Source organism: Neoroseomonas soli (assembly GCF_018129065.1).
In the GTDB taxonomy this organism is placed as follows: domain Bacteria; phylum Pseudomonadota; class Alphaproteobacteria; order Acetobacterales; family Acetobacteraceae; genus Neoroseomonas; species Neoroseomonas soli.
Map to the genome: position 1 here is coordinate 81,450 of NZ_JAAEDM010000009.1, position 12,656 is coordinate 94,105.

The following is a 12,656-nucleotide window of genomic DNA, read 5'->3' on the forward strand; positions in this document are numbered from 1 at the left end:
TTGCCCGCCCCGGGCGGATTGCGGTGAATGCGCCGCCTGGCATCGGGCGGCGCCGCATGGCGGAGAGGGGAGGCCTGGTGCAGTTCGAGGATCTCGCCCCGCGGTTGGTGCTCGCGCTGCTGCTCGGCGCCGCGATCGGGGCGGAGCGGCAGTACCGGCAGCGCGCCGCCGGGCTCCGGACCAATGCTCTGGTGGCCATGGGGGCGGCGGCCTTTTCGATGGTCGGCTTCTCCGTGGCGGCGGAGGCGAGCCCTTCGCGCATGGCGGCGCAGGTCGTCTCCGGCATCGGCTTCCTCGGCGCCGGCGCGATCATGCGCGAGGGGCTGAACGTGAAGGGGCTGAACACGGCGGCGACGCTGTGGTGCTCGGCCGCCGTCGGCATCGGCTGCGGCGCGGGGCAGTTCGCCCTGGCGGGGACGGCTGCGGCGCTGATCGTGATCGTCAACATCGCGATCCGGCCGCTGACGGCCGCGATCGACCGCACCCCGCAGGCCGGTGCGGAGCTGGAGCGCCGCTTCCGCATCACCGCGACCGGCGCGGCGCAGAGCGAGGCGACGCTGCGCCTGCTGCTGGTCAAGCAGATCGCTGCCAATGGCGCCCGGTTGCTGCAACTGGAGAGCGAAGACCTGCCCTGCCCGGATGGCGTCAGCCCGCGCGTGGCACTGACCGCGCGCCTGGTGGTCAGCGGTACGGCCACCGAGGGGATCGAGGCGATCGTCGGGCGGCTCAGCCTCGAACCCGCTGTCACGCGCGTGGGCTGGACGGAGGAAGGCGAGGACTGATCACCCGCGCGCGAGCAACCCGCCGGCCACCAGCAGGTCCGCCGTCGCGGGGCTGAAGGCGGCGGGGATGTCGTAGACCAGCGCGATGCGCAGCAGCGCCTTCACGTCCACGTCGTGCGCCTGGGGCGCGAGCGGGTCGGGGAAGAAGACCAGGGCGTGGATCTCTCCATCGGCGATCATGCCGCCGATCTGCTGGTCGCCGCCGAGCGGGCCGGACTTCACCGTGCGAATCGCGAGGTCGGGGCTATGCCGGCGGATCACGCCGCCGGTCGTCGCGGTGCAGACCATCGAATGCGGTGCGAGGTCGGCGGCATGCCGCGCCACCCAATCGGCGAGCGCGGGCTTCATCCGGTCATGCGCGACGAGGGCGAGGGTCAGCGGCATGGCGGCACATCCTCGGCGGCGCGGTTCGTCTCGGCCAGGCGCGTCGCGTGCATGGGGTCGTCGGCCCCGGCCGGGGTACAGGGGCCGGCGACCATGATTCGCATCAGCCGAAGGTCGAAAGCAGGTCGTCCACCTGCGTCGGCGTCAGCAGGCGGGGATTGGCGCCGCGCAGCAGCAGGGCGAGGCGGGCGGATTCCTCGAGTTCCTCCGCCGCGTGCACCGCATCCGCCAGGGTCTTGCCGCTGACGACCGGGCCGTGGTTCGCGAGCAGCACCGCCTTCGCGCCCTTCGCGGCCTCGTGGATCTCGGCCTCCATCGCCGCATCGCCGGGCCGGTAGTAGCGGATGACCGGCAGGGTGCGGCCGACGCGCATGACGAAGTAGGGCGTCAGCGGAGGAATGGGCGCGGTCTCGCCGGGTTGCGCGAGGCAGCCGACGGCGGTCGCATGGGTGGAATGCAGGTGCACCACCGCCCCCGCATCCGGCCGCGCGGACAGCACGGCACGGTGCATGAAGACTTCCTTGGACGGCTTGTCGCCGCCGACATGGTTCCACGCCGCGTCGAGCCTGCTGATCCGCGCAGGGTCGAGACGCCCGAGGCAGGAATTCGTCGGCGTCATCAGGTAGCCGTCGGGTAGGCGCACCGAGATGTTCCCCGCCGTCCCGACCGAATAGCCCCGCTGGAACAGCGAGGCGCCCAGCATCGCCAGTTGCTCGCGCAGCGCGGCCTCATTCATGGCTGAACGCCTTCAGGAAGAAGTCGCGCGCGCCGAAATTGCCGGATTTCAGCGCGAGGTGGATTCCGCGCGGCTCCGCGAAGGTCCAGGGCACGCCGGGGTCGATCTCCGGCCCGATGCGTAGGCTGGTGACGCCGAGGCGCGTCACCACGGCGCCGGAGGTCTCCCCGCCCGCGACCACCAGTCGCCCGACGCCGCGGGCGACGAGGCCCTCGGCGATGGTGGCGATGGCCTCCTCCACCAGCGCGCCCGCGGCGTCGCGGCCGAGGCGGGATTGCAGCGCGGCGACCTTCTCCGGCGTCGCGCTGGCGGCGATCACGACGGGGCGCGCCGCTTCGAGTTTCCCATCGACCCAGCCCAGCGCCTGCGCGGCGAGCGCGGCGGCGTCCGGCGTCGCGAGCGGATCGAGTTCCAGCACCGGCACGTGGTTCCGCGCCAGCCCGATCTGCCCGAGCGTTGCGCGCGAACAGGACCCGGCGACCACCGCCGCCGCGCCCTGCATCGGCGGCAGCGCATCGGCGTCGCTGCGCTCGGGCAGCAGGCCGGCGCGGCGGAAGTTCTCGGGCAGGCCCATCGCCACGCCGGACCCGCCCGTCACCAGCGCATGCGGTGCGACCGCCTCGCCGATCGCCACCAGGTGCTCATCCGTCACCGCGTCCACGATGGCGTAGCGGCGGCCGGATTCCGAGAGCCGCGTCATCTGCTTCCTGATCTCGACCGCACCCAGTTCGACCGCGCCGAAGGGCACCAGGCCGACCCCGCCCTCGGCCTGGCGCGCCAGCACGCGCACCAGGTTGGCGTCCGTCATGGGGGTGAGGGGGTGGTGCTCCATCCCGCTCTCGCTGAGCAGCGCGCCGCCGACAAACAGGTGGCCGAGGTAGATCGTCCGCCCATTGGTCGGGAAGGCGGGGCAGGCGATGGCGAAGCCCGCGCCGAGCCGCTTCAGCAGCGCATCCGCGACCGGGCCGATGTTGCCCTGGTCGGTGCTGTCGAAGGTGGAGCAGTATTTCCAGAAGAGTTGCCTGGCGCCCGCCCCGGTCAGCGCGTCGCAGGCGGCGAGGGACTGTCCGACGGCCTCCGCCACCGGCGCGGTGCGGATCTTGAGCGCGATGATGACGGCATCGGCCTCGGGCAGCGGCCCGTCCGGCACGCCGATCACCTGGACGGCCGACATGCCGCCCTTCACCAGCGTGTTGGCGAGGTCCGTGGCGCCGGTGAAATCGTCGGCAATGCAGCCGAGGAGCAGGGGCATGCGTGGCCCTCCTTCAGAAAAGGGGCGTTCCGTCCTTGCGGTAATAGACGCTCTTGCCGTCAGGGCCGGGCAGGATCATCAGGTCGTCGTCGGGGTATTCCACCTTCTCGAAGAGCGTGCGGTCGCCGACTTCGAGATAGACGCATTCCGCCGCGCCGCGGTTGACCAGGTGGTGCGCGTCCCCGGTGCCGGCGCGGAAGCCGGCGCACATGCCGGGCTTCATCGGCGTCTCGCCGGCATTCGTCACCAGCACGCATTCGCCTTCGAGGATGTAGACGAACTCGTCCTGCTTCTCGTGTGCGTGGCGCAGGGCGGAGGCGGAACCGGGCGGGAGCCGCGTCAGGTTCACGCCGAAATTCTTCAGGCCGAAGACGTCGCCGAGCACGGTCTTCACCCGTCCGCCGATCTTCCCGACCAGGTCCTTCGGATAACCCGAGGGCCGGGCACGCGGCGGCATCGCGGCGGCGACGACGGCGATGGGTGGCTTCGCGTCGGACATGGCGGCCTTCCTTCTAGATTGGCGGCAGGGCGAGCAGGTCCTGGTGGCCGATGCGGATGGAGAGCATCCCGTCCACCGCCTGGGCGCGGCGGGTGTCGATCCAGTCCTCGATCGCCGCGGCCTCGCGGCGTTCCCAGGCGAGCGCGGCCGCGCCGTGGCCGGTCGCGATCTCCCGCGCGAAGAGGCGCGCGCGGCGATCGACGATCCAGTCCGACGGCGCGCGGTGCACGGTGTAGCCATGCGCGGCGAAGGTCTCCGCGATCGCGGCCGGCGCGGCGGGGCCGAGCGCCACGCCGCCGAAGCCCTTGTCGCGCCGCTGGTCACGGCGGAAGCCGCGCGCCACCAGGGCATCGGCCGGGTGCGGGGGCATGAAGCGCTCCCGCCCCGTCACGTTCAGCGCGGCGTAGAAGGGCAGGCGGCGCGCCGCGCAGGCGGCTGCGAGCTGCTCGATCCAGTCCCGCGAGACGAGGTCGCAGAGCGCCGTGCTCACCACCGCGTCCACCTTGTCGAGCGGCAGGTTGTCCGGGGCTTCCGCGAGGTCGGCGACGAGGCCTTCCACCCGCCACGCGCCGCCAGGGGCGTGGACGAGCAAGGTCCTGCGGCTCGGGAAGGTCGCGGTCCAGCCGACGGCATCGGCGCGCTCGGCGATGGTGTCGAAGGCGCGGTCGGCCAGTTCGGCGTCGGCATCCACCAGCGTCCAGGCCTGGGCGCGGCCGATGAAGTGGCCGAGCCAGCGCAGCAGGCTCCCCGTGCCGGCACCGAGGTCGAGGATGCGCGGCCGGGCGGGCAGGGCGGCGGCGAGCATCGCCGCCAGTTCCGCATTGCGTGCCGCGGCGTCGTAGGGCTCGCGCAGGTCGAGCCAGTCGCCGTCGAATTCCTCCGCCATCAGGCGCTGGCCTTGTCGAGTTCGGCGCGGAAGGCCGCGGCGCGGTCCGCCCAGCGCGGCAGGCGCTGCCCACCCTGCCAGGAGGCCTCGGCCATCGCGGCGCGCAGCGAGGCATCGAAGATCGGCCGGCGCATCCCCTTCGAGAGCGACATCGCGTCATCGACCGGGGAGACGATGGCCGACCCCGGCGCCACCACCTCGGCGATCGCGCCGCCGGCGGTGACGGCGAGCGGCAGGCCGCGTGCCATCGCCTCGGCCGCGGCCATGCCGTAGCCCTCCCAGCGTGTCGCGAGCGCGAAGAGGTCGGCGTGGTGATAGAGCGCCTCCAGCGCCTCGCCCGTGACCTCGCCCGCGAAGGTGACGCGGGCGGCGATGCCGAGTTCCTCGGCCAGCGCGTGCAATCCGCGGGCGTGCGGCGGGTCGCGGCGGTCGTCGCCGGCGATGGTCAGGCTCCATTCCAGGTCGGTCAGGCGCGCGAGCGCGCGCAGCAGCACGTCATGCCCCTTGCGCGGCACGAGCGTGCCGACCGAGAGGATGGCGCAGGCCTCGCCGCCCGAGCCGACGGCGCGCGGGGCCGGCTCGGTCCCCGGCTCGACCACGCCGATGCGCGCGGGGTCGGCGCCGAATTCCTCCGGCAGGCGGCGGGCGGTCATCGGGGAGGTGCATACCAGCCGCCCGCATGCGGTGAAGAGCGCGCGTTCCTTGGCCTTCAGCACGGTGCGCGCGGCCTCGGGGAAGCCGTGCTCGAGCGCCGTCGGATGATGGATCAGCGCCACCGCCTTCCGCGCGGAGAGGTCCTGCGCCAGCGGCAGGAAGGCGGGCAGGCCGAGGCCGTCGATGACGATGCGCGCATCGGCCGGCAGCGCGGCGAACGCGGCGCGGGCGCCGGCCTCCGCGGCCTCGTCCGGCGCGGGGTGCAGGCCGGGCAGTTCCACGACCTCGACCGTCTCGCCGAGGGCGCGCAGCCCCTCGACCATGCGCCGGTCGTAGATGTAGCCGCCCGAGATGGCGTCGAAGGGGCCGGGGACGAGGAGATGGATGCTCAAGCCGCGGGCGCCCCTTCATAGGCAGCCCAGGCGACATGGCTTTCGCGCAGCAGCACCTTGAGGCCCGAAACCGCGCGCCCGCCCTCGCCGAGGCGGCCTTCCGCCAGCGCGGCGGAGAGCAGCCGGTGGATATGCGCGCAAAGGAACTCGGTGGTGGTGTTCTGGCCGGCGAACTGCGGCTCGGCGTCGAGGTTCCGGTAGTCGAAGCCGTCGAGGATCTTCCGCAACTCGACCTTCGCCGCGGCGATGTCCACCAGCAGGTTCAGGTGGTCGAGTTTCGGCGCGCGGAATTCCGCCTCCACCACGAAGGTGGCGCCGTGCAGGCGCTGCGCCGGCCCGAATTCCTCCCCGCGGAAGGAATGGGCGATCATCACGTGGTCGACGACGGTCAGGCTGTACATGCCGCCGTTGTAGCGGCGGGCCCGTCGCGCGTCACCCGCGCCGGCGGATCAGGCGAGAAGGCGCGCGACCACCAGCCCGATCACCGCGACGGCGAAGGCGGCGGTGAGCACCCAGCGCAGGACGCCGAACATCAGGCCATGGCGGAACGCCGCGGTGACGTGGGCCATCTCGGCCGGTGCGACATGGTGGGTGTAGGGGATGTACATGGTGCTCTCCTGCCCGCAGGCAGGCCGCGGCGCGCGGCGGGGGAGGCGCGATCGGCGGGCTGCCGGTGGCGGCGCCGCTCGTCTGGCATGTGGGGCGCTGCCCGTGCCGGGCAAGCGCCCGGCGGCGTCACCTGTACGTGACGAGCGGGCAGAGCGGCGCGGGCTCGCCCGGCGATGGGTCCAGCAGGCGGGGCATGGCGTCCGGCAGGTCCTCGAAGCGCGTCGCCGGGCCGACCAGCGCATCGAGCCGCGCATCGGCCAGCAGCGAGAGCGCGAGCGCCATCCGCTCCGCATGGGTGCGACGGCCGCGCATGGCCGGGGCCACCGCGCCCACCTGGGTGGAGACGATGGACAGGCGCTTCGCATGGAAGGCCTCGCCGAGCGGCAGCGTCGCTTCCCGCGTGCCGAACCAGGACGCTTCGACGATGCGGCCCTCGAAGGCGCAGACGTCCAGCGCGCGGCGCAGCCCGGACGGGTCGGCGCTGGCGTGGACGATGAGGTCGCGGTCGCCTGGCGCGTCCTCCGGCGCGCAGAAGCGGGCGCCGAGGGCCTCTGCCGCCGCGCGCCGGCGGGCGTCGATGTCGCAGACCGCCACCTCCATGCCAGGCATGCGCGCGAGCAGGGACGCCACCAGCAGCCCGACGACGCCGGCGCCGATCACCAGCGCCCGCTCGCCGGCGAGCGGGCGCGCATCCCACAGCACGTTCACCGCCGTCTCCATGTTGGCGGCGAGGACGGCGCGGGCGTCGGGGACGCCGTCCGGCACCGGGATGCACATGGCGGCCGGGGCGAGGAAGCGGTCCTGGTGCGGATGCAGGCAGAAGACGCGGCGGCCGCGCAGCGGTTCCGGCCCGTCCTCGACCACGCCGACGGCGGCATAGCCGTACTTCACGGGGAAGGGGAAATCGCCCTGCTGGAGCGGCGCGCGCATGGCGGCGCGTTGGCTTTCCGGCACGCGGCCGGCGAGCACCAGCCGCTCCGTCCCGCGCGAGATGCCGGTGGCAAGCGTGCGCACCAGCGCCTGTTCCGCGGCGCGCGGAGGCAGGGTTTCCTCGCGGATCTCGCAGCGGCCGGGCGCGACGGTCCAGAGCGCGCGCGCCGCCGTCACGACGCCATCCCCGGCTTCATGCGGCACAACTCGATGTCGAGCAGGATGTCAGGCGGGATCTCATGGACATGCCAGGAAAAGCGCAGCCCATCGGCGATGCGCGGCACTTCCGGCAGGGTGAAGGCCGGGATGCCGGAACCGAGCAGCACCGGCGCCACCGTCACATGCAACCGGTCCAGGCAGCCGGCGGCGAGGAAGCGGGAAACAGTCAGGCCGCCGCCCTCGACGAAGACCCGCGTCAGGCCGCGCGCGGCGAGCGCCCTCAGCAGCGCCTCCGGTTCGATGCCGCCGGCGGGGGAGCGCGGCAGGCGCAGCACCTCCGCCGTGCCGTGGCGGTCGCCGCCGCGCGCGTCCTCCGCGCAGGCGAGCAGCGTCGGCGGGTCCTCGCGGAACACGCGGTAGTCGGCGGAGAGGCGGCGGTCGGTGTCGATCACCACGCGCACCGGGTTGGGGCCCGGCACCTCGCGCGTGGTCAGGCGCGGATCGTCGTGGCGCACCGTGCCGGCGCCGATCACCACGGCGTGGCACAGCGCGCGCAGGCGATGGGTGTGCAGCATGTCGCCCGGCCCGCCGATCCACTGGCTGCTGCCGGTGGCCGTTGCGATGCGCCCGTCGAGCGTCTGCGCCAGCCGCCCGACCACCCGGCAGCCGTCAGGCGCCGAAGGCGGCGCCAGCACCGGACCGAAGAGCGGCGAATGGATGCCGGCCGGCGGCGCGCCGTCTCGCGCGGCGAGCAGCGCGATCCAGTCCGTGTCGCAGTCACTCGCGTTCATCGTGGCGCCTCATGCCCGATGCGGCAGGGCGGCGCCAGCATCAGGGACGACCGAGGGTGATGGGCAGGACCTGCAGCACCGCGTCCGCGATCAGCCCCGCCGCGATCGGCAGGGGCAGGCCCGAGATCAGCCTGAGCATCACGAAGCGCCAGCCCAGCACCGGGTATTCCCAGGTGACGATGCGGTGGATGGCGAAGATCGACCAGCCGGTGATCAGCGCCGACATCTGCGCCACCCCCGCGCCGGCCTTGGCGAAGGTCAGCACCAGCGGGAAGGTCACGAAGGGCCCGCCCGGCATGAGGCCGCCCGCGAAGGAGGCGATGGCGATGCCCGCCAGCCCGGATTCGGGCCCGATCCAGCCGCTCGCCGCATCCGCCGGCACCAGTTCGGCGAGGAAGGCCGCCATCGGCAGGGCGACGGCGAACATCGGCAGGATCTTCAGCAGGTTGCGCCCGGCATCGGCCACCGCGCGGTGACCGGCCGCCGGCCCGCGTCGCAGGCAGAAGCCGAACGCGATCAGCGCCAGCACCCAGAGGAAGGCCTGTCCCGCGGTCACTTCGGTGCTTCCCAGGCGATCGGCAGCCGCCGTGCGATCCAGCCCGCCAGCATCGGCATGGGCAGGGTGATGAGCGTGCGCATGATGGCGAAGTCCGGCCCGAGCAGCGGGACCTCATAGACCAGCAGCTTCTGGAACCCGTTCAGCGCCCAGGAGAGGATATAGGCCACCAGCGCGCCGCGATCCGCCCCCGCGCCCGCCAGCACCAGCACGAGCGGAAAGGCCGCCATCGGCCCGCCCGGTGTCAGCGCGCCGGCCAGCATCGCCACCGCCAGGCCGAACCAGCCGCTCTCGGCCCCCATCCAGCGCGCCAGCCCACCGGGCGACATCAGCTGCCGCAGCGCCGCGGCCAGCAGGAGCCCCGCGAGCAGCGAGGGCGCGATGAAGAGGAACAGGTCCCAGGCATGGACCAGCGCCGCGCCGACCGCGGCGGTGCCGTCGCGCCGCCAGAGCACGGCCGCGGCGGTGGCCCCGATGGCGGCTATCACCACCAGGCTGGCATGTCGGCGAATCAGGGTTATCACGCGCGCAGGCTGCGCCGGCGGCGACCGGCGGGCAAGGTGGCGGGGCCTGGATGCCGGCGCGCGCGCCGGGTTAGGGTGCGGCGATGATGAAGGCGCATCCGCCCGCCGCCGAGGCCACCGAGGCGCAGGCGGATCTCGCTGCGCGGGTCGCTGCGCTGGCGCGGCTGGACCTGGTGGCGCCCACCAAGGCCGGGATCGGGCCGCTGTTCTCTGCGCTGCAGCCGCTCATCCGGCGGCTTGGCATCTCGCCGCCGCCGGGCGCCGCGCCGCTCGTCGCGACCCATGCGCAGCTCCGCCTGCTCGAGCGCCCGGAACTCGGGAGCGAGGAGCTGCTGGACCTTCCGGAACCCGTGCTCGCCCGGTTGCGCGCGGGGGAGGGGTTCGTGGCCTTCGACACATCGACCGAGGGGCGCCCCTTCTCCCTGCGGCACGTGCAGGCCATGCATGGCGCGCTGGAACGGGCGGGGCTGCCGCCCTCCCGCGCCGGATGGCTGCAGCAGAACCGCGACATCGCGCCCTACTACCGATCATACTGCGCCGAGCAGGGCATCGCGCCGATGCGGGTCCTGACGGCGGATGCCTTCGGCTTCGGCCTGTGGCGGCGGCTCGCCGGGGCGCAGCCGCGCCCGGTCTGCTGGCCTTTCGGCTTCGCCCTCGCGCCCGGCCCGCGGCGGTATCGCTGGATCTGCCTGAACTACATGCTGCGGCCGCACCGGGCGCTGCTCGCGACCTGGCTGATGGAGCGCCCGGAGCCGGGCCACCTTTCCTTCTCGACGCGACGGCCGGTGACGGACGTGTCGGCGCGGCCGATCCTGCTCAATGCGGTCAGGCGCCTCTCCCGCGGCGACGAGGCGGCGGTGGCGCGGGTGGCGGCGCTGCTGGAGGAAGGGCTTCACCTCGGCGGCGACACCGACGGCTTCGCCAACGCCTTCGAACGTGTCTACAGCCTGCCGGAGCAGGAGGTGGCTGCAGCCGAACTCTTCATCGTGACCGAGACGGAGATGGCGTCGCCCGGCCTCGGCCGCTGGACGGAGAAGACGCTGAAGGCGCTTGCCACCGGCCTGCCCATCATTGTCTTCGGCAACCTGGGGACGGTGGCGGCGCTTGCGGCGCTGGGCTTCGACATGCTCGACGACCTGGTGGACCACGGCTACGACGCAGTGGCCGCGCCCGAGGACCGCTTCGCAGCGGCGCGGGTGTCGGTGGCGCGCTTCCTCGCGCGGCCACCCGGCTTCACCGAGGCCGAGATGCGGCGCCTGCGGGCCGCCAGCGCCCACAACCGCGAGGTCTTCGCCCGCGAGATCCTGCGCGTCGCGGCGCTCGACCCGCTCGACGCGGTGCTCGCGGCGGTGGACGGAGGCTGAGGCCCGCCCCGCGGTTCAGGCGCGGGCCGAAAGCGCCAGCGCCGGCGCCCGCCCGCTCCCTTGCCGATAGCCCGCCGGCGCGTAGCCCTGCACGCCCGGCTTCGGCAGGGCGGCGCCGGCGATGGTCTCGATGACGCGGGATTGCAGCGCGACGGCGCGTTCCAGCAGGCGGCGGTTCTCCCTGCCGAGTTCCTCGAGCCGGCGGGCGAGGATGGCGGCGGCCTCCCGCACCGGGCCCTCGGGCGCCGCGCCGTGCTTCGCCTGCGCGGCATAGGCTGCGGCGAAGGCGTCCGAGGCGGCGATCTTGCCGTTGGCGAGGTTCGCCGCGCGCGGCAGGTCGAGCGCGGCAAGCGCCTCGTTCTCCGCGCGCAGCGCCTCGGCCAGGCGCTGTCCGGCCAGGATCAGGGTGTCGATCATGGGGTGGTCCCTTCCGTATTGGCGGGGGTGGCGGCGGCGCGGATGCGGTTCATCTCGCGCAGCACGGTGTCGGCCAGGCCGAGCCCGGCCCCGGCGCGGGTCGCGGCCTTGGCGTAGGCCTCGACCAGCATGGGCTGCCACTGGGCCTCCGCCGCGCCGCCGCCGAAGCGGCTGCGGGAGAAATCCGCGGTGGAGAAGATCGGCTGCATCAGCATGGCGAGGGCCTGCGCCTCGAATTCGCGGGCGGCGCGGCGCATGGCGGCCTCGTTGCCCGTGGCGGCGGGGGCGGCCAGGGTCCGGGGCTGGACCGGCGGCAGGGCAGGGGCGTCCATCAGCGCACCTCCAGTTCGGCCTGCAACGCGCCCGATGCCTTGATCGCCTGGAGGATGGTGATGAGGTCGCGCGGGCCGACGCCGAGGCTGTTCAGCCCGCGCACCAGGTCCTGCAAGGTGACGGACTGCGGCAGCACGCCCATGCGGCGGTCCTGCTGGTCGTCCACCTCCACGCTGGTGCGCGGGACCACGACCGTCTCCCCGCCGGCGAGCGGGTTCGGCTGGCTGACCTGCGGCGTCTCCGTCACGCGGATCGTCAGGTTCCCCTGCGCGATGGCGACGGTGGAGACGCGCACATTGGACCCCATGACGATGGTGCCCGAGGCCTCGTCGATCACGACGCGGGCGACCTGGTCGGGGGTGACGCGCAGTTGCTCGACCTGGCTGAGGAAGGCGACCGGGCTGCGCCCGCCGAGGCTGACCGACACCGTGCGGGAATCGGTCGCGGCGGCGAGGTCCCCGCGCATGGCGCGGTTGATCGCCTCGGCGATGCGCCGTGCCGTGGTCAGGTCCGGGTTGCGCAGGGAAAGCCGCACGCGGTCACGGCTGGCGAGGGTGAAGGGCACCTCCCGCTCTACGATCGCGCCATTCGCGATGCGGCCGGATGTCGGCACGCCGCGTGTCACGCTCGCCCCCGCCCCGCGGACGCTGATCGCGCCGGTCGCGACGGCGCCCTGGGCGACGGCATAGACCTCCCCGTCCGCGCCGAGCAGCGGAGTGACCAGCAGCGTGCCGCCGGTCAGGTTGGTGGCGTCGCCCAGGGCCGAGACGGCGATGTCGATCCGGCTGCCCGGCCGCGCGAAGGGCGGCAGGTTGGCCGTGACCATCACCGCGGCGACGTTGCGGGTGTCGAGCTGGCGCTCATTGTCGCGGGTGTTGACGCCGAGGCGTTCCAGCATGCCGACCAGCGACTGTCGGGTGAACGCCGCCGAGCGCAGCCGGTCCCCGGTGCCGTTCAGCCCGACCATCAGGCCGTAGCCGACGAGCTGGTTGTCGCGCACGCCCTCGACATCGGCGATGTCCTTGATCCGGACCTGCTGCGCCGCCGCCGGCAGCACCAGGCCGAAGGCGACCAGCAGCGCCGCAGCCAGCCTCTTCGTCGTCGCGTAAGCATTGCGCGCCAAGATGCGTCTCCCGCGCGCCGCAGGGCGCGGCGCGGTTGCCAGGGGTGCCCTTCCGCCGGTCTGCCGGTGGGGCAGGGCAGACAGCGCAAACCGCGTGCCAGGGTTTCGGCCCGGCGCGGGGGCCGCGGGGCGGCAAGTCCTGCCGGGTGACCGGCGGGATGTGCCGGGACTGGGGAAGGAGGGGACGCATGGTGGGCATTCGCGGCGTCGGGGCGGGCGCGGCGGCGCGGGCGGGGCGGGGGGCGCGCGGCGCGGGAGGCGGGTT

17 protein-coding genes are annotated in these 12,656 nt (G+C 73.7%); 2 read left to right on the forward strand and 15 right to left on the reverse strand.

Features of this window, described 5'->3' with window-relative positions; all coding sequences use genetic code 11:
• Positions 1-56 precede the first annotated feature (56 nt).
• Positions 57-782 carry an MgtC/SapB family protein gene (locus tag GXW76_RS05770; RefSeq protein WP_211861035.1) on the forward strand — a complete coding sequence of 242 codons (726 nt, stop codon included), beginning with the start codon at positions 57-59 and terminating at the stop codon, positions 780-782.
• Here GXW76_RS05770 and GXW76_RS05775 read toward each other — a convergent pair whose 3' ends face one another.
• The 12 genes from GXW76_RS05775 to GXW76_RS05830 all read right to left on the reverse strand — a co-directional run bounded on the left by GXW76_RS05775 (position 783) and on the right by GXW76_RS05830 (position 9,154).
• Positions 783-1,166 carry a methylglyoxal synthase gene (locus GXW76_RS05775; RefSeq protein ID WP_211861036.1) on the reverse strand — a complete coding sequence of 128 codons (384 nt, stop codon included), beginning with the start codon at positions 1,164-1,166 and terminating at the stop codon, positions 783-785.
• 103 nt (positions 1,167-1,269) lie between these two features.
• Positions 1,270-1,902, reverse strand: coding sequence for a 3-oxo-tetronate 4-phosphate decarboxylase (gene otnC / locus GXW76_RS05780; protein ID WP_211861037.1), 633 nt, complete (start codon positions 1,900-1,902; stop codon positions 1,270-1,272).
• A complete protein-coding gene (gene otnK, locus GXW76_RS05785; protein WP_211861038.1) occupies positions 1,895-3,154 on the reverse strand; it encodes a 3-oxo-tetronate kinase in 1,260 nt (419 codons plus the stop codon). Before otnK ends, otnC begins: the two co-directional genes overlap by 8 nt.
• A 13-nt stretch (positions 3,155-3,167) precedes the next feature.
• Positions 3,168-3,653: a cupin domain-containing protein gene (locus GXW76_RS05790; protein WP_211861039.1), complete on the reverse strand. Its 486-nt coding sequence runs from the start codon at positions 3,651-3,653 to the stop codon at positions 3,168-3,170.
• Positions 3,654-3,666: 13 nt separating this feature from the next.
• The gene (locus GXW76_RS05795; RefSeq protein ID WP_211861040.1) at positions 3,667-4,539 is read right to left on the reverse strand and encodes a class I SAM-dependent methyltransferase; all 873 of its coding nucleotides are present in this window, start codon (positions 4,537-4,539) and stop codon (positions 3,667-3,669) included.
• On the reverse strand, positions 4,539-5,585 hold the full coding sequence (locus tag GXW76_RS05800; RefSeq protein ID WP_211861041.1) for a glycosyltransferase family 4 protein: 1,047 nt from the start codon (positions 5,583-5,585) through the stop codon (positions 4,539-4,541). The genes GXW76_RS05795 and GXW76_RS05800 overlap by 1 nt, the downstream gene beginning before the upstream one ends.
• Positions 5,582-5,986 carry a 6-pyruvoyl trahydropterin synthase family protein gene (locus tag GXW76_RS05805; RefSeq protein ID WP_211861042.1) on the reverse strand — a complete coding sequence of 135 codons (405 nt, stop codon included), beginning with the start codon at positions 5,984-5,986 and terminating at the stop codon, positions 5,582-5,584. Before GXW76_RS05805 ends, GXW76_RS05800 begins: the two co-directional genes overlap by 4 nt.
• Positions 5,987-6,034: 48 nt before the next feature.
• On the reverse strand, positions 6,035-6,193 hold the full coding sequence (locus GXW76_RS05810; RefSeq protein ID WP_211861043.1) for a hypothetical protein: 159 nt from the start codon (positions 6,191-6,193) through the stop codon (positions 6,035-6,037).
• Between the two features lie 127 nt (positions 6,194-6,320).
• Positions 6,321-7,301 carry a zinc-dependent alcohol dehydrogenase gene (locus tag GXW76_RS05815; protein WP_211861044.1) on the reverse strand — a complete coding sequence of 327 codons (981 nt, stop codon included), beginning with the start codon at positions 7,299-7,301 and terminating at the stop codon, positions 6,321-6,323.
• A complete protein-coding gene (locus GXW76_RS05820) occupies positions 7,298-8,074 on the reverse strand; it encodes a RibD family protein (RefSeq protein ID WP_211861045.1) in 777 nt (258 codons plus the stop codon). Before GXW76_RS05820 ends, GXW76_RS05815 begins: the two co-directional genes overlap by 4 nt.
• Before the next feature lie 40 nt (positions 8,075-8,114).
• Positions 8,115-8,630: a hypothetical protein gene (locus GXW76_RS05825; protein ID WP_211861046.1), complete on the reverse strand. Its 516-nt coding sequence runs from the start codon at positions 8,628-8,630 to the stop codon at positions 8,115-8,117.
• Positions 8,627-9,154, reverse strand: coding sequence for a hypothetical protein (locus tag GXW76_RS05830; RefSeq protein ID WP_211861047.1), 528 nt, complete (start codon positions 9,152-9,154; stop codon positions 8,627-8,629). The genes GXW76_RS05825 and GXW76_RS05830 overlap by 4 nt, the downstream gene beginning before the upstream one ends.
• 83 nt (positions 9,155-9,237) lie before the next feature.
• Between GXW76_RS05830 and GXW76_RS05835 the strand changes: the two genes are divergently transcribed.
• The gene (locus tag GXW76_RS05835; protein ID WP_211861048.1) at positions 9,238-10,518 is read left to right on the forward strand and encodes a hypothetical protein; all 1,281 of its coding nucleotides are present in this window, start codon (positions 9,238-9,240) and stop codon (positions 10,516-10,518) included.
• A gap of 15 nt (positions 10,519-10,533) precedes the next feature.
• On the opposite strand, the gene GXW76_RS05840 is transcribed toward GXW76_RS05835, so the two are convergent.
• From GXW76_RS05840 to GXW76_RS05850, 3 genes are read right to left on the reverse strand one after another with little or no spacing between them, the layout of a single operon-like run.
• On the reverse strand, positions 10,534-10,935 hold the full coding sequence (locus GXW76_RS05840; RefSeq protein WP_211861049.1) for a hypothetical protein: 402 nt from the start codon (positions 10,933-10,935) through the stop codon (positions 10,534-10,536).
• Positions 10,932-11,267, reverse strand: a complete 336-nt coding sequence (locus tag GXW76_RS05845; RefSeq protein WP_211861050.1) for a rod-binding protein — start codon at positions 11,265-11,267, stop codon at positions 10,932-10,934. Before GXW76_RS05845 ends, GXW76_RS05840 begins: the two co-directional genes overlap by 4 nt.
• The gene (locus GXW76_RS05850) at positions 11,267-12,391 is read right to left on the reverse strand and encodes a flagellar basal body P-ring protein FlgI (protein WP_408904307.1); all 1,125 of its coding nucleotides are present in this window, start codon (positions 12,389-12,391) and stop codon (positions 11,267-11,269) included. The genes GXW76_RS05845 and GXW76_RS05850 overlap by 1 nt, the downstream gene beginning before the upstream one ends.
• Positions 12,392-12,656 lie beyond the last annotated feature (265 nt).